At 45.8% G+C, this 18,327-nt stretch carries 18 protein-coding genes and 1 riboswitch; of the genes, 11 read left to right on the forward strand and 7 right to left on the reverse strand.

Annotated features, from left to right (window positions below; genetic code table 11):
- Positions 1–27 precede the first annotated feature (27 nt).
- Positions 28–2,490 carry a transglycosylase domain-containing protein gene (locus PBAL39_RS03005; protein WP_008238157.1) on the reverse strand — a complete coding sequence of 821 codons (2,463 nt, stop codon included), beginning with the start codon at positions 2,488–2,490 and terminating at the stop codon, positions 28–30.
- A gap of 209 nt (positions 2,491–2,699) precedes the next feature.
- Here PBAL39_RS03005 and PBAL39_RS03010 point away from each other — a divergent pair, with 209 nt between their 5' ends.
- The 5 genes from PBAL39_RS03010 to PBAL39_RS03030 all read left to right on the forward strand — a co-directional run bounded on the left by PBAL39_RS03010 (position 2,700) and on the right by PBAL39_RS03030 (position 7,750).
- Positions 2,700–3,587, forward strand: a complete 888-nt coding sequence (locus PBAL39_RS03010) for a polyphosphate kinase 2 family protein (protein ID WP_008238159.1) — start codon at positions 2,700–2,702, stop codon at positions 3,585–3,587.
- A gap of 26 nt (positions 3,588–3,613) precedes the next feature.
- Positions 3,614–3,822: riboswitch (cobalamin riboswitch) on the forward strand.
- 184 nt (positions 3,823–4,006) lie between these two features.
- Positions 4,007–5,122: a YncE family protein gene (locus tag PBAL39_RS03015; protein WP_008238161.1), complete on the forward strand. Its 1,116-nt coding sequence runs from the start codon at positions 4,007–4,009 to the stop codon at positions 5,120–5,122.
- A gap of 8 nt (positions 5,123–5,130) precedes the next feature.
- Positions 5,131–6,231, forward strand: a complete 1,101-nt coding sequence (locus PBAL39_RS03020) for a hypothetical protein (protein WP_008238163.1) — start codon at positions 5,131–5,133, stop codon at positions 6,229–6,231.
- Positions 6,232–6,367: 136 nt separating this feature from the next.
- Entirely contained in the window at positions 6,368–6,952 is a 585-nt protein-coding gene (locus PBAL39_RS03025) for a DUF6580 family putative transport protein (protein ID WP_008238164.1), read from the forward strand.
- A gap of 81 nt (positions 6,953–7,033) precedes the next feature.
- Positions 7,034–7,750, forward strand: a complete 717-nt coding sequence (locus PBAL39_RS03030) for a Sir2 family NAD-dependent protein deacetylase (protein WP_008238166.1) — start codon at positions 7,034–7,036, stop codon at positions 7,748–7,750.
- Here PBAL39_RS03030 and PBAL39_RS03035 read toward each other — a convergent pair.
- From PBAL39_RS03035 to PBAL39_RS03060, 6 genes are all read right to left on the reverse strand, one after another.
- Positions 7,737–9,473 carry an STN and carboxypeptidase regulatory-like domain-containing protein gene (locus PBAL39_RS03035; protein ID WP_008238169.1) on the reverse strand — a complete coding sequence of 579 codons (1,737 nt, stop codon included), beginning with the start codon at positions 9,471–9,473 and terminating at the stop codon, positions 7,737–7,739. The genes PBAL39_RS03030 and PBAL39_RS03035 overlap by 14 nt on opposite strands.
- Positions 9,470–10,432, reverse strand: coding sequence for a FecR domain-containing protein (locus PBAL39_RS03040; RefSeq protein WP_008238171.1), 963 nt, complete (start codon positions 10,430–10,432; stop codon positions 9,470–9,472). Before PBAL39_RS03040 ends, PBAL39_RS03035 begins: the two co-directional genes overlap by 4 nt.
- 3 nt (positions 10,433–10,435) lie before the next feature.
- Entirely contained in the window at positions 10,436–11,017 is a 582-nt protein-coding gene (locus PBAL39_RS03045; RefSeq protein WP_008238173.1) for an RNA polymerase sigma-70 factor, read from the reverse strand.
- Between the two features lie 4 nt (positions 11,018–11,021).
- Positions 11,022–11,216, reverse strand: a complete 195-nt coding sequence (locus PBAL39_RS03050; protein ID WP_008238175.1) for a hypothetical protein — start codon at positions 11,214–11,216, stop codon at positions 11,022–11,024.
- A 54-nt stretch (positions 11,217–11,270) separates the two neighbouring features.
- Positions 11,271–12,338 (reverse strand): hypothetical protein, encoded by a 1,068-nt coding sequence (locus tag PBAL39_RS03055; RefSeq protein WP_008238177.1) that lies wholly within the window; start codon positions 12,336–12,338, stop codon positions 11,271–11,273.
- A gap of 75 nt (positions 12,339–12,413) precedes the next feature.
- On the reverse strand, positions 12,414–13,643 hold the full coding sequence (locus tag PBAL39_RS03060) for a multidrug effflux MFS transporter (protein WP_008238179.1): 1,230 nt from the start codon (positions 13,641–13,643) through the stop codon (positions 12,414–12,416).
- Between the two features lie 157 nt (positions 13,644–13,800).
- Here PBAL39_RS03060 and PBAL39_RS03065 point away from each other — a divergent pair, with 157 nt between their 5' ends.
- From PBAL39_RS03065 to PBAL39_RS03090, 6 genes are all read left to right on the forward strand, one after another.
- Positions 13,801–14,373, forward strand: coding sequence for an AraC family transcriptional regulator (locus PBAL39_RS03065; RefSeq protein WP_008238185.1), 573 nt, complete (start codon positions 13,801–13,803; stop codon positions 14,371–14,373).
- A gap of 123 nt (positions 14,374–14,496) precedes the next feature.
- Positions 14,497–15,192, forward strand: coding sequence for an HAD family hydrolase (locus PBAL39_RS03070; protein ID WP_008238187.1), 696 nt, complete (start codon positions 14,497–14,499; stop codon positions 15,190–15,192).
- Positions 15,189–16,025 (forward strand): phosphoribosyltransferase family protein, encoded by an 837-nt coding sequence (locus PBAL39_RS03075; protein ID WP_008238189.1) that lies wholly within the window; start codon positions 15,189–15,191, stop codon positions 16,023–16,025. Before PBAL39_RS03070 ends, PBAL39_RS03075 begins: the two co-directional genes overlap by 4 nt.
- Position 16,026: 1 nt before the next feature.
- Positions 16,027–16,581: a TerD family protein gene (locus PBAL39_RS03080; protein ID WP_008238191.1), complete on the forward strand. Its 555-nt coding sequence runs from the start codon at positions 16,027–16,029 to the stop codon at positions 16,579–16,581.
- Positions 16,582–16,584: 3 nt separating this feature from the next.
- Positions 16,585–17,199 carry a TerD family protein gene (locus PBAL39_RS03085; protein WP_008238193.1) on the forward strand — a complete coding sequence of 205 codons (615 nt, stop codon included), beginning with the start codon at positions 16,585–16,587 and terminating at the stop codon, positions 17,197–17,199.
- Positions 17,200–17,229: 30 nt separating this feature from the next.
- Positions 17,230–18,327: a toxic anion resistance protein gene (locus tag PBAL39_RS03090; protein ID WP_008238195.1), complete on the forward strand. Its 1,098-nt coding sequence runs from the start codon at positions 17,230–17,232 to the stop codon at positions 18,325–18,327.

Consider the following 18,327-nt stretch of genomic DNA (forward strand, 5'->3'; position numbering starts at 1 on the left):
TTTGCTGGTGGTTAAATTTACGATTAGCTAGGCGTTATTGTTGCCTTCTTTCTGTTTTTCCTCCTCACGTTGTTTCTTTCTCAATTCTCTTTTTTCTTTTCTACTGAGCGGAGCTTCTTCCGCTGGTTGTTTAACAGGTTGTTTTGTAGGGTCTGCCGGTTTCTTGTCTTCTGTCTTTTTTACTTCCGTTTCATTGCCGGTCTCATTGGGGATGATTTCGATTTCAGGCACTTCGAAGGCGGTAGAATCTACATCAAGACTGTCTGTAGATGTGGTGTCGACCTGTATCCGCGGGCTTGGGCAGTTGTATTCCCTGGTGATTTTCACTTTTGGTTTTGGGAACGGGCCGTAAGTATATCCAGTACTCGGGTCATGGTAAACTTTTTCCATAAACTTGGCAAAGATCGGCAGGGCTGTTCTGGAGCCTTCACCGGTTTCACCGTTGTTGAAATGTGCTGTACGTTCATCACAGCCCACCCAGACACCAGTTACGAGGTCTTTTGTGATGCCCATATACCATGCATCCACATAGTCCGATGATGTCCCTGTCTTTCCGCCGATCTGGTTATTTTTCTTCCAGAGGTCCCATTCCCACAATGCCTGGGAGGTTCCACCCGGTTCTTCCATACCGCCACGGAACATGTAGAGCATCAGCCAGGCAATTTCCTCCGAAAGTACTCTTTTTGTTTTTGCGGTAAATTCCTCAATCACATTGTTCTCGAGGTCGGTGATTTTCTCTACCAGAATAGGGTCTGTACGGACACCCTCGTTGAGGAATGTTCCGTAGGCGCGCACCATTTCAAATACCGACACGTCGTTCGGGCCGAGGCTGACGGAAGGCACCGACTTAAGGTCGCTTTCAATGCCGCATTCATGTGCCCATTTGACTACATTTTCAGCCCCCACAGCTTCTGTTACCTGTGCGGTGATGGTATTGACGGATTTACCCATTGCCCAGCGCAGGGACATCTCGCGGTAGCTGAAGTTCCAGTCTGCATTTTTAGGTTCCCATACTTCCTGTTTACCATCTTCTACATATTTGATGCTGACCGGTTTGTCGGTGAACTTATCACAAGGGCTCATGCCATCTTCCAATGCTGCCAGGTAGGCGAAAGGTTTAAAGGTTGATCCAGCCTGCCTTTTACTTTGGTTGACATGGTCGTATTTAAAAAATTTATGGTCTACACCACCCACCCATACTTTAATCTTTCCGCTAAAAGGATCCATGGTCATCATTCCTGTGTTCATGATCTTTCCATAATAACGGATAGAGTCCATGGTGGAGAAGAGCGTATCCCTGTCGCCCTTCCAGGTAAAGATTTTCATCTTCTTTTTCTTATCGAAGTAGGCATCAATAGAATCTGTATTGTTGCCGAATTTTTTCTTCAGCATAGCATAAACCGGAAGTTTCTTTTTGGCACGATCGGGATAATCCACCTTTTTCTTTTCAGAGTCCTGCCAAGGATCTTCTTTACCCCATACACTGTAGAACCTTCGCTGAATGATTTTCATCTGTTCTGCTACTGCTTCTTCAGCATAGCCCTGCAGTTTGGAGTCAATAGTGGTGTAGATCTTAAGGCCGTCCTCGTAAAGGTCGTAGTTGTTGTCTTCACACCATTTTTCCAGGTATTTGTCGACCGCTGCACGCAGGTAGGAGTCGCCATCGCTGCCCTGATCTACACTTCCTTCTTTCAGCTTGATGGGCTGGGCTTTGAATTTGGAGAGTTCTTCAGTAGAAATGTATTTATATTTATTCATTTGAGAGAGGGCGACGTTTCTCCGTTCAAGCGCTTTCTCCGGGTTGCGGATGGGGTTGTAGGTCGTTGTTCCTTTCAACATACCGACCAGGAGTGCCGATTCAGGTACGTCCAGTTCATTCGTCTCTTTATCAAAATAAACCCTGGCTGCCGTTTTGATGCCGTAGGCATTGTTACCAAAAGAAACGGTATTAAGGTACATCGTGATGATGTCGTTTTTGGAGTAGTTGGATTCCAGTTTAACGGCAGTCATCCATTCTTTCAGTTTGGGGATAATTGCCCTTACCAGGGGAATGTGTTTAACCAATCCCTGCGCTTTATTGTATCTCGTTCTGTATAAGTTTTTTGCCAGCTGCTGTGTGATGGTACTTGCCCCGCGGCGGTCGCCGGTAGCAGTAGAAATCCCACTTGAAAGCAGGGAGCGAAAGTCGATGCCCATATGGCTGTAAAAGCGGACGTCCTCGGTCGCTACCAGCGCATTAATGACACTTGGAGAGATGTCCTTAAAATTGACAGGCGTACGGTTTTCCTTAAAGTATCTTCCGATCAGCTTACCATCAGCGGTATAGAGTTCAGAACCAACCCGCAGTGTGGGTGCCTTGATGTCTTTAACAGAAGGGGAGTATCCGAACAACCACAGGAAATTAAGCTGAAGTGCACAAAAGAAGAGGATAATGAAGTAGAGTAATATGGTTGAATAACGGATATACTTATTGCGAATTTCTTTAAACATAGGATAAAGATGGAAAAAATCGTAAAACAGTTAGTGTTAAATTGTGTTAAAATGTGCGGATACAAATTAACGTAATTAATTTACTTAAATTTTATTCTATATTTAATTTAGGCAGTGCTGTTATTTAATCAATGCGGGAAGGAACAGCAATCGTCTGATTCCTTTTTGCTTAGGTAGCATAACAAATCTGAGTCATCAATCATCCTTCTATGAAGAAAGTATTAAAAAGCTACAGGGCAGAGCCTGGCAAAAAGGTTTCGCTGACGAATTACGACACCAGCTATGGTGGTGAACTGGAAAAGGAGGCAGGTAAGCTGGAAATGGAAGCGGTCAAAGAGCAGTTGAGCCGCTCGCAGGAAATTCTTTATGCTTCCAATACATATTCTATACTGATTCTTTTTCAGGCGATGGATGCAGCAGGCAAGGACAGCGCCATTGCTCATGTGATGTCCGGTTTAAACCCCCAGGGCTGCCAGGTATATAGTTTTAAGACACCAACTTCCGAAGAATATGAGCACGATTTTCTGTGGCGTCATTATAAGGCGCTGCCGGAACGTGGCAGGATAGGGATCCATAACAGGTCTCATTATGAAAATGTGCTGGTTTGTAAGGTACATCCGGAGTACATTCTAAAAGAAAATATTCCGGGATATCAGGATACAAAAAACATCGACGATCAGTTCTGGGCGAAGCGTTATGAGAGCATCCGCAATTTCGAGCAGCACCTTGCCGACAATGGAACGGTGCTGGTGAAGATCTTCCTCCATGTATCCAAAGAAGAACAGAAGCAGCGCTTTCTGGACCGCATCGACGATCCTGCAAAAAACTGGAAGTTTTCTGCAGCCGATATTGCGGAGCGGGGGCGATGGAAGGATTATATGAAAGCCTATGAGAAGGCCATTGAGGAAACCTCCACTGCGGCCTGTCCATGGTACATCATTCCTGCTGATAAGAAATGGTATGCGCGACTGGCCATCAGTAAGCTGCTGGCGCAGAAGTTTGAGGAGATGAACCTGAAATTTCCTGAGGCCGGAGTGGAGGAGTTGTCGATGCTGGATGAGATCAGAAAAGCCCTGCTTGAGGGAGATGATCGTTAAAAGTTTGCGGTTCTCTTCATTTTGAATACCTTTGTGGCGCTTTTGGTTCCGGATGTTGTTCATCCGGATTAAAAGGGAATACGGTGTAATTCCGTAACTGTCCCGCAGCTGTAAACTCTGTAACGGTATCCAATGAACGCCACTGATCTGATCTGTAGATTTTTACAGATGATGGTTGGGAAGGCAGGATGTCCGGGAGTAAGTCAGAAGACCTGCCTGAAGTGGTAATAATTCATAGCTTTCGGGGATTGAAGCTGGGTTGAGTACTTGTTTTACTGTGTTTCATTTTTATGCTCCGGCGCCCCGCTGTGTTGAATGTTGAAAATAAACCTGTCCGACTGATGGTGTAATGCATTACATCTTCTCTTCCTATTCTTTGATCACCTAAGCGTGAATGGAATCTACAAAAACCATCTAAAATGAATAGAACATCTACAAAAATTGAAAAGTTATCGGCGCTGATCCTGGTTGGCGGAGTTTTGTTGTTCAGCGCCTGTAAGAAGGACCGTGGAGCAATTATTGATCCTGTGCCGAATGAGACTCAGGGGATCTACGTGCTGAATGAGGGAGCGTATGGTGCACCAAACAACAGTGAGCTGACTTATTATAATGTAGCGACCGGTGTCGCCACGCAAAACTATTTCCAAAAGCAGAATCCGGGTGTTCTCCTGGGCTCGAATGCAAATGACCTTCAGCAATACGGCAGTAAGATGTACTGTGTGGTGACGGGGATTGACGGTGATGCCAGCACCGCTTATGTGGAGGTAATTAGCATCGCTACCGGGAAATCAATCAAACGGATCCCTTTTTCCGATGGGACCAGCTCTTTCAGGCCACGTTTTATTGCCTTTCATAAAAACAAGGCTTATGTATCCAGCTACGACGGTTACATCAGTCGCATCGATACTGCTGGTCTGACGATTGAGGCTAGGGTGGCAACAGGCGGTGCCCTTGAGGGCCTTGCTGTTGTGAATGAAAAACTATATGTCACCAATTCTCATCGTGATGACGTTCCAGACGCTGTGGATAACGCCGTTTCTGTACTTAACCTGAGTACCTTCAGTAAAATTAAGGACATTGAAGTTGGCGTAAACCCTACAAGAATTTCTGCAACGGCGAATGGAGAATTGCTGGTACTGGTATCTGGTGATTATTTCAATATTCCAGCTTCAGTTCAGAAGGTCAACAGTGTGTCAGATACGAAAACCGGTGATGGTAACGAAGCTGATTTATCTTTTATTAACGTAATAGGCAGCCGTGGCTTTGCAATTGGAGGATATCCGGATTACAAGCTAAACACACTGAACATGGCAACAGGGCAGGTTGCCAGCGCATTTGTTACTGATGCCACAGTGCTCGAAAATCCATATTATGTGGGCATAAACACCCTGAACAACGACGTGTTGGTTTCTGATGCGGTCAATTTTGCTGGAAATGGTCGGGTGTATGTATTTTCTGCTGAAGGAAAAGTAAAATATTCCTTTTCTGCAGGCTTGGGGCCAAAAAATATCGTCTACAATTACCTCTTTAAATAATAACACAGATGAACTTTAAAAATTGTGTCCTGCTTGGGGCACTTGTAATGAGCCTGTTGCAGGCCTGTAAAAAAGACAAACAGCTGCCGCAGGTGACGATGGGCCTTACCGACCAGCAGCTAAACGTGAAAATGGGTGAATTGCTGACGTTAACGGCCAAAAGTGCCGACGGCCAGGTCTATACCCAGGAATGGAAAATCAATGATGATGTAAGTGATGCCACGGACACGCTCAAATTTGTGCCTGTCAGTTCGGGCATTTACAAGATCGCCTATACTGCAACAAACAGGGACGGCAAATTTGAATATGTTTACACGGTCAATGTAGGTGCGGTGATGGTAGAAGAGAACTCGCAGAATGACAGGTATGTAAACAAACTTTTTGAATATCACCCCGGCCCAGGACAGTTTATCAATAAGGCGCCAGGAAATTTTGCAAGTGCTGGGAGCATCCTGGGTAAAACAGGTATGGTTACGCTGGGCGCCTGGGGAGGTTATATTGTGCTGGGCTTTAACCATGCTGTCCTCAACCGTGCGGAGACCGCTGACCTTATCATCTATAATAACGCCTTCGCCACCTTTGCTGAACCCGGAATTGTATGGGTAATGAAAGATGAAAATGGAAATGGAAAACCCGATGATACCTGGTATGAAATTGCCGGCAGTGAGTTTAATAAAACCGGTTATCAGCGCAACTATTCGGTGACTTACACCAGGCCAACGCCGGACACCGATCCGATCCCCTGGAAAGACAGTAATGGCAATACAGGAGTGGTGGCGACAAATACCTTTCACAAGCAAAGTTATTTCCCTGCCTGGGTGACCGGAAATACGTATACCCTTACAGGATCTCTCTTACCTTCAGGGAATATCAACAGGACCAATCCGAACAATATCACCAGTACACCTTTTGCGTATGGTTACGCGGACAATACCAATGGCGGCGACCGCATTGACATTGCTGACGCTGTTGATCAGAATGGAAATAAGGTGGTGTTGAGCAGCATCGATTTTGTGAAAATCCAGACCGGTATCCAGGCAAATATGGGTTGGTTGGGAGAGTTGTCGACAGAAGTAAACGGTGTTGCAGATTTAAGTATGGTGCCCTAACCGGCATTGGTGAACCGAACAAAACCGTTTAAACTGTTAACAAGTGGAGGGCGAAGTTCATGACTTTTGTTTGTGATTGCCTTCCACTTTTTAATGCGATGGAAAAAATATAACTTTGCACCATAATTATAATAACATGTCTGAACGTAAATTCAATCCAAGTACACTGGTACTGCTGATCATGATCCTTTTTGTCAGCATCATCCGTGTTGCAGCGCCGTTTTCTGATCAGTTTAAAGAGATCGCTAATTTCTCTGCAGTGGGCGCGATGGCTTTGTTCGGTGGGGCTTATTTCAACAGCAATCTGAAAGCGTTTGGTTTTCCATTGCTGATGCTCGTGTTGAGTGACCTGTTTTTGGGGCTGACAGTTTACAAGGAATTCGGATTGTTTTATCCTGGATGGTACTGGACCTATGTTGCTTTTGTCCTGATGGTATTGGTGTCAAGGGTGATGTTGAAAAGTGTAAACGTCACGCGTTTGCTTGGAGCAACGCTGGCGATTGTACTGATCCATTGGATTGTCACTGATTTTGCGGTATGGTATAGTGGAACCATGTATCCGCATACCTTAGCCGGATTCTGGTTGTGCCTGGTCAATGCAATTCCATTTGAGCTGAAGTTTCTGTATGGAACGTTAATCTATGGAGCGGTGATGTTCGGTGCTTTCGAGTTCCTGAAAGCGAGGTATCCATATCTGAAAATGGTTCGTAGTGTTGCATAGTATCACTTAAGATATTTGTCAGGCTGCCTCATCAAGGCGGCCTTTTTTATGTCAGGGTATTTTTTATTTTAAGAACGTCAAATGAAAGAAACAGTAAAGAAAAAGATGGTGGTGCTTACCGGAGCGGGAATCAGTGCTGAAAGTGGGTTGAAAACATTCAGAGATGCTGACGGTCTGTGGGAGGGTTACAATGTTTACGATGTGGCGACACCAGAAGCATGGGGGCGCAATCCTGCCCTGGTACAAACCTTTTATAATGAACGGCGTAAGCAGGTCCTGGAAGCGGAGCCAAATGACGCACATCGTGGAATCGCTAAGCTGGAGTCCCAATATGAGGTGACGGTGATCACACAGAATATAGATGACCTGCATGAGCGAGGAGGCTCTTCATCGGTCATTCATCTTCATGGGATCATCACAAGATCCCAGTCGGACCTCAATCCGGCGCTGACCTATCCGATTGAAGGCTGGGAGCTTAGGATGGGGGAGTATTGTGAACTGGGTTCGCAGCTGCGAGCGCATGTGGTCTGGTTTGGTGAAGCCGTCCCGATGATTGAGGAGGCTGCGCGCATTTGTGCTGAAGCGGAGGTATTTGTGCTCATTGGAAGCTCGCTCGCGGTATATCCTGCTGCCGGACTCATCGACTTTGTGCCCAGACATTGTCCCAAATATATCATTGACCCGCGCATACCTGAAGTTCGTAACAGGTCGGGCATCATCCCCATTGCTGAAAATGCTGTTGCAGGTGTGCGTACCTTGCTGAAGCGGCTGCTTCCCGAGGGTTCTACATCAGCGTAATTCCTGCCGACCAGCCCAGCCAGCCCTTGTTGTTGCCGCTGAAGCTCTGGTGTTTCCCCGGACCCACCTGTTGTTTGTAGTTTTTTCCATTGGAACCTTCAGCGGCATTGCTATTATAATAGGCATAAGCAGGGCCACCAAAGAGTGTCAGCCCTTTGCCAACCTTCACCTGAATGTTCGCATGAAAGCGCTGCAGGATGTTGGTATCGTTCCAGTTGCCAAGGTAGAGGTACTGTGCAGTAGTTTCTGCACCTATGGTAAAGCTGTTGTTGAAGATGAAGTCGTGGCCAAAACCCAGTCCGAAAGTTTCTGCCCTGGCGTCTGAAGACCAGTGTTTGCCAACAAACAATATGCTGTAGAGTTTTGCATTTCCTGTTTTTATCGAAATATTGGTATTGATGACCTCGTTGCTGTACAGACTGATTTTATGATATCCATGGCGAACAAGGTTGAGCAGCCCCAGGTTTACGCCAGAGGAAGAATCTGCCACATTGACGAGGGCCATCTGGAATCCTTTGACCTGCCTGGCATAATTGAAAATCCCGGCAATTTGAACACCATTCATACAGTCGGTACTGATGTTGCCGATACCGGCCACCTGGGCGCCGTGGGTCGTTTTATCCATATTGATGATGCCTGCGATCTGAAAGCCATCCAGCCGCTGAAGTGTGGCATTGGAAATCCCGGCGACTTGTATACCGCGACTGTTGCGTCCTGCGATATTCAGGATTCCTGCTGCCTGCAAGCCGTTGACATCAGTATTGACTTCATTGATCAGTCCTGCCAGCTGCAGGCCCCTGACCCGACCGCCAACCGTATTGAATAAACCGGCCACCTGCACCTTATCGACGTCCCCCTTGGTAAGGTTGAATAATCCTGCCATCTCCAGTCCGTTAATACCGGCGGTATAACCGCCAAGGACATTTAGAGAGAACTTATTGATGACGCTGGAGCTCATCATCCCATGTGAGCTGAGCCCAGGAGTGAAGGAAGTCTGAAATGGCGTATTGGCCAGGAAGTTAGGGATATTCAGATTTTGTATGCGTTGTTTTGAAGAAATGAAAAAACGGCCCACACCTAGTTTCTCGATGGCATTGGAGAACATACTTCCTTTTTCCTTATCCGGATCATCATAACTTTGTGGCTTGATGTCAATGTTGGAGAGAAAGATCAATGCAGTGTCCCTATACCGTTCTTTGCTGGCAGTAAGGATGATTTCCTCATGTTTGCCTTTAAAGCGCATCATGAAATATCCATTTTCGTCGGTAAGTGTGGACTGTAGCAGCCGTTTTTCGTAAATGGTAGCCTGGCTGATTCCTTTACCCGTCTGTATGTCCCTGATCTGGCCACCAATCAGGTACACTTTTTCCGTTGTCCTGATGTAGTCAGGAACGATGGTCAGGTGAAGGGCTGCATACCGAAGGATGATGTAATCTGCATGTTCCCTATAATCCACCATGCCCTGAAACAACCTGTCAAGGACATCCCTGACGGGCAGGTTTCTGATATTGATGGTCACCAGGCTATCCTGGCGGAAGAGTTCTCCATTGTAGGCAAAGAAAAAGTCGCCTGCCTGACTGATCTGGTCAAGTACGGCGCTCAATGGTACCCCCCTGGCATCCAGGCTTACCCTTTTGGAGAGGTTTTCGCGATAAAGGTCAGCAGATTGTGCCGAGCAGTAGTGTTGAATCAGCAGGAAGAGCAGCAGTGTTCTGAATTTCATGGCTTTTTATTGGACAAATAAATCTGCTGCCCGTTACCGGAGCGCTGGAGATTTAATGCATCGCAGATGATACTAAGGTTTTCTTCCAGGTTATCCGCCTTGAGGGTACTGCTAAAGGTAAGGTGTTCCAGTCCAGCTTCCAGTACAATGCTACTGCGGTAAGCATCATTCAGCGTAGCGATGAGTTTCGGCAGGGGAGTGTTTCTGGCAATGAAAAGGCGACTGTGGTAATAATTGTACAACTGGTCGGTGTTTTTCTTTTTCTGCAGTTTAGCTTCAGGACTGGCCAGGGAGAGGTGTTCGCTTTTTTGCAACCTCAGGATTTCATCACCCCGTTGCACCTCCACAATGCCAGATTCAACATTGATTTCTGTTTCCTGCCGATGGTGTCTGATGTTAAAGGAAGTTCCGACAACGGTAACACTGAGATCGGTAAGCCGGATCACAAATGGATGCGTACGATCCTTGGCAACATTAAAAAATACATCTCCTGAATCGAGATGCACCGTTCTTTCATTTCTGAAGTCGCTGGCATATTTCAGGCTTGTGCCTTTGTTTAGGGTAAGTACCGAGCCATCGGGAAGTGTGTTCGAAGCAATATTGCCATCGGCATGCATGTCAATATAGGTGTTGTTGCTGACCACCTGATACACAGACCATGCACCAATGGCCAATAGGGAAACTGCGGCGATCTTGAAAATCAGGTAATGGTTTTTCCTGGGACTCAGCGATGATTTACTGTGTTGACGTTGGTCTGCTTTCGCTTTGAATGCCATCCAGGCGGCTGTTTCATCAACGGTACTTTCTGCTGCCAGCTGTTTACTGGCTTCCCATATCTTTTTGAATTTTAGAAAATGCGCAGTGTTGGCGGGATCTGAAGATAACCAGGCGCTGACCCTTTGCCGTTCTGCTTCGTTAGTTTCCTGGAGCAGGTATTTGATCAATAGTTCGTCAGTCATGGTTTATTTAATCAGGTTGTTGAAATAAAGTGTGGCAATGATGAGGAGCACGATAAAGTCGGCCAGCCTGACACGCAGGATTCTTAGTGCCTTTCCCATCTGGTTTTCCACGGTCTTTACCGAGAGGCCCAGCTGATCGGCGATTTCCCTGTATTTCAGTTCTTCGAACCTGCTCATTTGAAAAATTGTCCTGCATTGTTCCGGAAGCGTTCTGAGGGCTTCACTGAGTTTGAGCTGAAGTTCGCTGAGCTCTACTTTTGATGAGGCGGGTTCATGACTGCTGTTCATGGTCTGATGGGTAAATTGCTGGTGTTTCAATTTTATTCTTTCATGTTTGAGGTGGTTCAGGGCATCGTTATAGATACATCTGTAGAGGTAGGCTTTGACGGAAGTTTTCACATTCAAAAGGGCTCTCTTCTCCCAGAATTTCAAAAACATGCCCTGCACGATCTCCTCTGCCAGGTCACTGTCCCTGAGTATGACCAGAGCATAGGCATGGAGGGATTTATAGTGCGCTTTGAAGAGCTGCTCAAATGACTGATCGTCATATTCAACAAGGGGCTGGGTACTGACTTTCAATAACATTAGTTTAGGTCAAATATATTGGTTTCAGCAGTTTCTTTCGTTTAATTTTTTTGTCCTTTGTCCTGTCTTTTGCAGAAATCCTGTCGGCTGATGTTGCTGCAGGAGCTGTGGGGAAGTAACAATTGTCTGAATCCGGTTGGGTATTTCTGATCTGAAATACGGCGACCACGTGCTGCCAGAATGAGGGGTGTAATGACATGTTTTTTGAATTGAGGGTTAGAGATAACATTAGCTATTCCTGCTGGTTTTTTTATTAAAACAGCAGCTGTATTCCTGCACCATATCCAAGGTACAGCGCTTTGAAGTCGCCGCCATGGTTATTTTGCCAGGTCTTGATGAAATGGGAATACAGTTCTCGGCCTTCCTGTGTATTGGTGCTGATGAAGTTCAGTGAGGGGCCTCCAAAAAGTTCGATCCTGCCGATCCGCAGTGCAGGGAGGATTTTCAGGGACGACTTGAAGTAGTCGCCGGACTTGAAGCTGTCTATGCTTCCGGCAATTGCTTCGGTATTTAATCTGAAGGTGTTACTTTGAAAAAAGTGTGCACCGAGGCCCGCTTCCATAGCGTATACCTCTTTGTCATTTCTGAAGTTATAGCCCAGGCCAAGGATGCCATATAACTTCTTGCCACCAGAACGGAAGGACAGCATGGTGGTCAGGTTTTCATCGAGGCTGATGCCGATGGATTTCTCGCCATTTTTGATGATATTGATGATTCCGATGGGGTAGTCACTGCTGTCGGCGATGTTGATGAAACCTGCTATCTGAGCACCTTTGACCTTTCCGGCAATGTTGATGAAACCGGCGACCTGTGCACCATCCACATCTGCAGCTTTGTTCATAAAGCCGGCAATTTGTGATACCCCTACCTTTCGGCTCGCATAGTTCATGAAGCCGGCAACCTGTGATCCATTCAGTGCAGCGGCAGCATTCATGAAGCCCGCGAACTGTGCACCTGTGACAGTTTTTGCAGTGTTTATGAACCCCGAGAACTGCACACCATCAAGGTTGCCGCAGTTGACATTGGCCAGCCCGGCAAACTGAGGGCCGCGACTGTCATGTCTGACTATATTTGCCAGTCCGGCGAAGGCGGCTCCCTGTTCGGAGGCCGAGACACCAGCAAGCAGATGCAGGGAGAGGTTGTTGGTGTCTAAGGGAGCATGGGCGCCGTTGGTGCTGATGGGATAGACCAGTCCGAAATGTATCTTTCCTGGAAATTTATTCTGGGCCTGACTGTCTATCGGGATGAAAAGTGGTGATAAGCTGAAGGCCATCATGCCGATCATTTTTCCTATTTGTTGTACGGGGTTTCTGGTGTTCATTCTGTTGATTTTAGAATGAGACAACAAAGACAGCTGTTACCCCTACGTCTTTAGAAAAAAATAATCAGGAAGCGCTTAATGGATCACGGCAGCAGCTTCACCGGCGACAACCTCTACTTTGTCTTTTATTTTACGCCTGCCGACGCTGAGGATAAGGAGCGCGGCAATAGTGGTTCCCGTCATGATGGACACCATGGGTACCGGCGATTTCAGCTCAAACATGCTTACGCCAAAGGAGGCCAGTGCACCAAGACCCATCTGTACCGCTCCCATGAGGGCGGAGGCACTGCCGGCATTTTTGCTGAAAGGCGCAAGAGACAGGGCAGAGGTATTGGGGTTAGTAAAGCCGAGGCAGCAAAGGAAGAGGAAAAGTAAAACTACAGTTGCATTTAGTCCAAACCAGCCATAGATACTGCCTGTAAGAAAGATTAAGGTGATGATGGTCTGCATGATCATTGCTGCGAATACGAGCTGCTCACTTTTATACCTCCGGAGCATAAAGCTGTTGACCTGGCTGGAGCCGATCAGGCCGACGGAAAGGAGCGCAAAGATCCATCCGTAGGTTTCTTCTTTCACCTGATAGAGATCGATGAACACGAGCGGGGAGCCGGAGATGTAGGCGAAAAGGCCTGAGAACGACATGGCACCCGCAAAGGCGTAGGTATAAAACTGGGGCACCCTGAGTACGGAAAAGAAGTTCTGCAGGATGGGGAGTGGTTTCAGTGAGATGGAAGTATCCGGCTGATGACTGTCGGGCAGCCACAACCAGCTGGCAATGAGGTTAAACAAGCCGAGTCCCATCAGGATGATAAATACAGCATTCCAGCCCATGATGACGGTAACATAACCGCCGATGGTGGGTGCGACCATAGGAGAAACACCAACTACCAGCATCAGCAGTGCGAATACTTTGGCACTGTCTTTAACCGGAAAAAGGTCCCGTACCATGGCAATAGATGCTACTGCCGCAGCACAGCTGCCAATGGCCTGCAGGAAACGCAAGGCGACCAGAGCGTCCAGAGATTTCGCGAATACACAGCCTGCGGAGGCAAGGATATACACGATGAGTCCGATATATAGTGGTTTTTTTCTTCCAAAGCGGTCCAGAAGGGGGCCATACAGCAGCTGTCCTGCAGAGATACCGATGAAGTAAGTCGTCAGCGACAGTGATACTTTAAGTACAGTAGTATGGAGATCTTTGGCGATGGCCGGAAAACCTGGCAGGTACATGTCTATAGAGAAAGGACCAAGGGCAGTAAGCGATCCTAAAAGAAGGATAAGCAGGAAGTATTTTTGTTTTGTCATGATTGAAGGTTGCAAATATAAGCATCTGCTTCGGCGATGCGGGTTGAATAATATGTTCATAATGTAAAATGATTCATGATCAGTTTCCTTTGCGGAATTTTGTAAGTATTATGCGTTTTTTTTAAGAGGAATCAATGTCGATGCCTTAATTTTGCTGATGGATATGGTGTTATATGTAAAGAATATGGTTTGTGACCGCTGCATTATGGTGGTGCGTCAGCAGTTGGAACAACTGGGGTTCCAGGTTCAGGATATTGCCTTGGGCAGTGTAGCGCTAAAACCGGAACCGGACATGGTAGCATTGCAGCAGATTGCTTCAACTTTCAGTTCCCTTGGATTTGAGCTGATAGACAAAGATAAGGACCAGCTGATTGAGCAAATCAAGAATAAGGTCATTGAGTTGGTGCACCACACGGATCTGAATGAACTGAAGCAGAGTTTACTGTTGCTGGTAGCCTCGAGATTGCAGAAGGATCATGCCTACCTCAGCAGGTTGTTTTCGGAAAGCGAAGGCATGACCATTGAGAAATACATCATCCATCAGAAGGTAGAAAAGGTGAAGGAGCTACTAGAATACGGAGAGCTGAACCTGAACGAGATCGCTTTTAAAATGGGCTACAGCAGCAGTGCACATTTATCCACTCAGTTTAAAGCTATAACGGGATTTTCACCAAGTAAGTATAAAAGTCAGGCACAACAAAAAAGAATTCCGCTGGACAAGTTGCGATAGTGGCTTGTAACATTCTCATGTGAATGAGCTTTGGGTCATTAATTTTATTTCGGTATATATCATTTAATTTGTATCATTAGGGTATTTTATCCAAATGTTGATTAGAAATTTATTATACTGAAGATGCCCTTTTACCGACACTACTCCTTTGACCTATGGTTAACCCTGATCAGGTCCAATCCAACATTTAAGATGGAAAGGACCCTGTATTTTCATCGACACTACAACAGCCTCAGTAAGTCGGTCGACGAAGTTGCACTGATCTTCAGGCAGGTAGACCTGATGGTGAACGCCATCAATGAGAAGACGGGGAAGAATGTGGATGCTGATGAAATGTACCTGATGGTGATCAGCATGATCAATGATTTTTCCAATACTTTCAATGATGTCGATCTTGAGGAGCTGTACCTGAAGATGGAGCAATTGTTACTATCTAATATGCCACTCCTTTACGCTCCGGAAAGTTTGATTGTGTTGAAATCGCTTCGGGAAAGGTATGATTGTACGGTAAATATCCTGAGCAACACTGGATTTATCCGGGGTGGCACCCTAAGAAAAGTACTGGGGCATTTGGAACTGGATCGCTGGATAGATTTCCAGTTATATTCAGATGAGTTCCGCTTGTCTAAACCCAGTGCTGATTTTTTCCGTCTGATGTTGAAGGGCATTGACCAGGTAAGACATCCGAAACTTCAATTGAATGAAATTATACATATAGGGGACAATCCAGTAGCTGATGTTGCCGGCGCGAAGGCGGTCGGCATACAGAGTCTGCTGATCAACTCTAATCATTTAACCATCTCACATCTACTATCATGATTCCTTACACCTATTCTTTACACAAAATTCACGATACTGTGAATTTCGGCTTCAAGGCTGACGATTACAGCCGTTTTAAGTTTGGCGATGCCAATGTTGCGCGCCATTTCGGGCAGGCCCTTGCCGATGGCTTTATTGAAAACTTCCTGACGGAGAACATGATTGCCGATCAGATTGTGGTCATTTCCAGTCCTTACTGTTTCATTCCTACCGCAACATTCGCCATGAAAGACCATTTTGTATACCGCCTGAACCGGTGGTTGGTAGACAATGGCGGGCACGCCGTACAGGAGGCCAAGGTGCACCGCACCATTACTTATAAGGAAGACTACGGGGAGCTGTCTGCGGAAGCGCGGATGATGCTGATCGGTAATGACTCTTTTCACATCGACAAAGATTTTATCGCTGGAAAAACACTCTTGTTTCTGGACGACATCAAGATTACCGGGAGCCATGAGCGCATGATCTTAAAAATGGTAAAGGAATATGGACTGAAAAATCAGATTCATATGCTTTATTTTGCCGAACTTGTCAACGGCGACATCCATCCGAATATCGAAAACCATTTGAACTACTATAGTGTTAAATCGATTTTTGATTTGGAGGAAGTCATTAAAAGCAATCACTTCTGCATCAACACCAGGATTGTAAAATATATCCTGAATTGCGATTTTGAGAGTTTTTCTATTTTCATTGAGCGTCAGGATGATGCCTTTATCAACCAACTTTATGACCTGTCGTTGGGTAACAGTTACCATACGATTGAGTCTTATAGGGAAAATTTGAATTTTATCAAGAATAACATTAATACAAAAAAATATAAATTAATATAATATGGCCATTAACTTGCAAAAAGGGCAGAGAGAAAACATTGATGCTCCGAAATTTACAATTGGTTTAGGTTGGGATACCAACAGTTCCACTACTGGTACATCGTTCGATCTGGATGCTTCTGTGTTTATGCTTAACGATCAGAAAAAACTGGTTTCTGATGAGAATTTGATTTTTTACAACAACCTCGTATCTCCGGACGGGGCGGTAGAACATACAGGTGACAACCTTACTGGTGATGGTGATGGCGATGATGAGCAAATCAAGGTCGACCTGACTAAGGTGGACGGCAGGGTAAATGAAATCTGTATTGTTGTGACCATCCACGATGCGGAGAGCAGAAGACAAAATTTCGGTCAGGTGAGAAACTCATTTGTACGTATATTTGATAGTGTAACCAACGAAGTGGTGCTGAAATATGAATTAGAGGAAGATTTTTCCATTGAAACTGCTGTGGAATTCGGAAGAATCTACAAACGTGAAGGGAAATGGAAGTTTGAGGCCGTAGGCATGGGAATGAAGGGTGGTTTACAGGATTATTTAAATAAATACCAATAAGATATGGCAATTAATCTTCAAAAAGGACAGCGCATCAGTCTGGAAAAGACAAATGGCAGCAAATTGCAGAGCATCTGTGTAGGCATCAACTGGGGTGCAATAGAGAAAAAGGGACTTTTCGGACTTGGTAAATCCAAGGAGGCGGTAGACCTTGATGGCAGCTGTGCCCTCTATAATGAGTCAAAACAATTGACGGAGGTAGTTTATTTCGGTAATCTTGGTTCCAAAGACGGCGCCGTAAAACACAGTGGTGATGACCTTACCGGCGATATGGGTGGAGACGACGGTCTGGACAATGAGGTGATTACACTTGATTTTTCCAGGTTAAACCCTGCGGTTAGCTATGTGGCTTTTGTGCTGAACAGTTTCCGCGGACATGATTTCGGTACCATTCCTTTTGCTTCGATCAGAATTTACGAAGGTACGCCAAAGCGTGTGAACGAGGTGTTTGCGAAATATGATATTGCCAATGATGCGAATTTCGGCGGACATGTATCAATGGTCATGGGCGTTTTCTACAAGCGTAACGGGGAGTGGAAATTTAACGCCATAGGTGAGCCTACGAAAGATAAAAAACTGGAAGAGACAGTGAAAACAGTTACTCAGAATTACTTATAAGCAAGTATCGCGGACAATCAATTAACGACTATGGAAACGAACCCTAATAATACTTCTGCTTTGACACCGGTGAAACTGGATAAGGACGGCAATGTTGACCTGACAACGATTACACCGGAAGAACAGGCAAAATATCAGGACATTAACAAGTCGCTGCAGCCATCCGATGTGAACTCTATCCTAAACTACGGAGTAGAGGCACAGAATTCCATGGAGAAATACAGCAACGACTTTTTGTCTTCTGTACGCACTTACAATAGCGGTGAGGTTGGCGGGCTGATCAATGAATTGCTGACAGAGCTGAATTATATTGATGTTGGGGAGTTGGAGCAGAGTGGATTTAAGTCTTTCATCTCCAGGATCCCATTTCTTAAAAACCTGGTGGTGGATGTTAAGAAGCTGTTTCAGAAGTATGATGTAGTGGTCAACAACATTGACAAGATCACCAATAAGATTAAAGCGGGCCGTTTGAATTCCATTAAGGACAACAGTTCCCTGCAGACCATGTTTGACAGTAACGTGGGATACATACAGCAGATGGAAGACCTGATCATTTCCGGTCAGCTGAAGTACAATGAGCTGAGTATACAGCTGGCGGAGATGGAAGGACGTCCTGCAGACTATCAGGATTATGAGATTGCCGACCTTCGCGATTTCGTGAGCAGGCTGGACAAACGGCTGGCAGACATGAAAATTGTCCGCTTCATTATGCTGCAGTCGCTTGCGCAGATCAGGGTTGTGCAGAACAACAATACTTCGATCGCGGAGAAAGCACAGTCTATCGTGTCGACGACGATTCCGGTATGGAAGAACCAGCTGACCATCGCTGTTGCCCTGCAGCGTCAGAAAGCAAATGTGGAGATGCAGAAGAAAATCTCTGATACCACCAACACGATCCTGCAGAAGAATGCGGAGATGCTGAAACAGAACAGCATTGACGTGGCGAAGGAGAATGAGAAAACTGTAGTTTCACTGGATACACTAAAACGCACTACACAATCGCTGATTGAAACGCTGAATGAGGTGAAGAAGATCCATGAGGACGGTGCACAGAGCCGCAGGGTTCTTGACGGGGAATTGAAAACTTTAGAGACAGAGCTAAAGAAGAATGTTACCCGCGTAAATTAA

It is taken from the genome of Pedobacter sp. BAL39 (assembly GCF_000170795.1).
Classification (GTDB): domain Bacteria; phylum Bacteroidota; class Bacteroidia; order Sphingobacteriales; family Sphingobacteriaceae; genus Pedobacter.

Excerpts from the sequence above, each read along its gene's own strand:
- PBAL39_RS03085 (WP_008238193.1), top strand. The coding sequence starts at position 16,585 with ATGGCAATTAATCTTCAAAAAGGACAGCGCATCAGTCTGGAAAAGACA.
- PBAL39_RS03055 (WP_008238177.1), bottom strand. The coding sequence starts at position 12,338 with ATGAACACCAGAAACCCCGTACAACAAATAGGAAAAATGATCGGCATG.
- PBAL39_RS03045 (WP_008238173.1), bottom strand. The coding sequence starts at position 11,017 with ATGTTATTGAAAGTCAGTACCCAGCCCCTTGTTGAATATGACGATCAG.
- PBAL39_RS03090 (WP_008238195.1), top strand. The coding sequence starts at position 17,230 with ATGGAAACGAACCCTAATAATACTTCTGCTTTGACACCGGTGAAACTG.
- PBAL39_RS03025 (WP_008238164.1), top strand. The coding sequence starts at position 6,368 with ATGTCTGAACGTAAATTCAATCCAAGTACACTGGTACTGCTGATCATG.
- PBAL39_RS03030 (WP_008238166.1), top strand. The coding sequence starts at position 7,034 with ATGAAAGAAACAGTAAAGAAAAAGATGGTGGTGCTTACCGGAGCGGGA.
- PBAL39_RS03060 (WP_008238179.1), bottom strand. The coding sequence starts at position 13,643 with ATGACAAAACAAAAATACTTCCTGCTTATCCTTCTTTTAGGATCGCTT.
- PBAL39_RS03005 (WP_008238157.1), bottom strand. The coding sequence starts at position 2,490 with ATGTTTAAAGAAATTCGCAATAAGTATATCCGTTATTCAACCATATTA.
- PBAL39_RS03035 (WP_008238169.1), bottom strand. The coding sequence starts at position 9,473 with ATGAAATTCAGAACACTGCTGCTCTTCCTGCTGATTCAACACTACTGC.
- PBAL39_RS03010 (WP_008238159.1), top strand. The coding sequence starts at position 2,700 with ATGAAGAAAGTATTAAAAAGCTACAGGGCAGAGCCTGGCAAAAAGGTT.
- PBAL39_RS03075 (WP_008238189.1), top strand. The coding sequence starts at position 15,189 with ATGATTCCTTACACCTATTCTTTACACAAAATTCACGATACTGTGAAT.
- PBAL39_RS03040 (WP_008238171.1), bottom strand. The coding sequence starts at position 10,432 with ATGACTGACGAACTATTGATCAAATACCTGCTCCAGGAAACTAACGAA.
- PBAL39_RS03065 (WP_008238185.1), top strand. The coding sequence starts at position 13,801 with ATGGATATGGTGTTATATGTAAAGAATATGGTTTGTGACCGCTGCATT.
- PBAL39_RS03080 (WP_008238191.1), top strand. The coding sequence starts at position 16,027 with ATGGCCATTAACTTGCAAAAAGGGCAGAGAGAAAACATTGATGCTCCG.
- PBAL39_RS03020 (WP_008238163.1), top strand. The coding sequence starts at position 5,131 with ATGAACTTTAAAAATTGTGTCCTGCTTGGGGCACTTGTAATGAGCCTG.
- PBAL39_RS03015 (WP_008238161.1), top strand. The coding sequence starts at position 4,007 with ATGAATAGAACATCTACAAAAATTGAAAAGTTATCGGCGCTGATCCTG.
- PBAL39_RS03050 (WP_008238175.1), bottom strand. The coding sequence starts at position 11,216 with ATGTCATTACACCCCTCATTCTGGCAGCACGTGGTCGCCGTATTTCAG.
- PBAL39_RS03070 (WP_008238187.1), top strand. The coding sequence starts at position 14,497 with ATGCCCTTTTACCGACACTACTCCTTTGACCTATGGTTAACCCTGATC.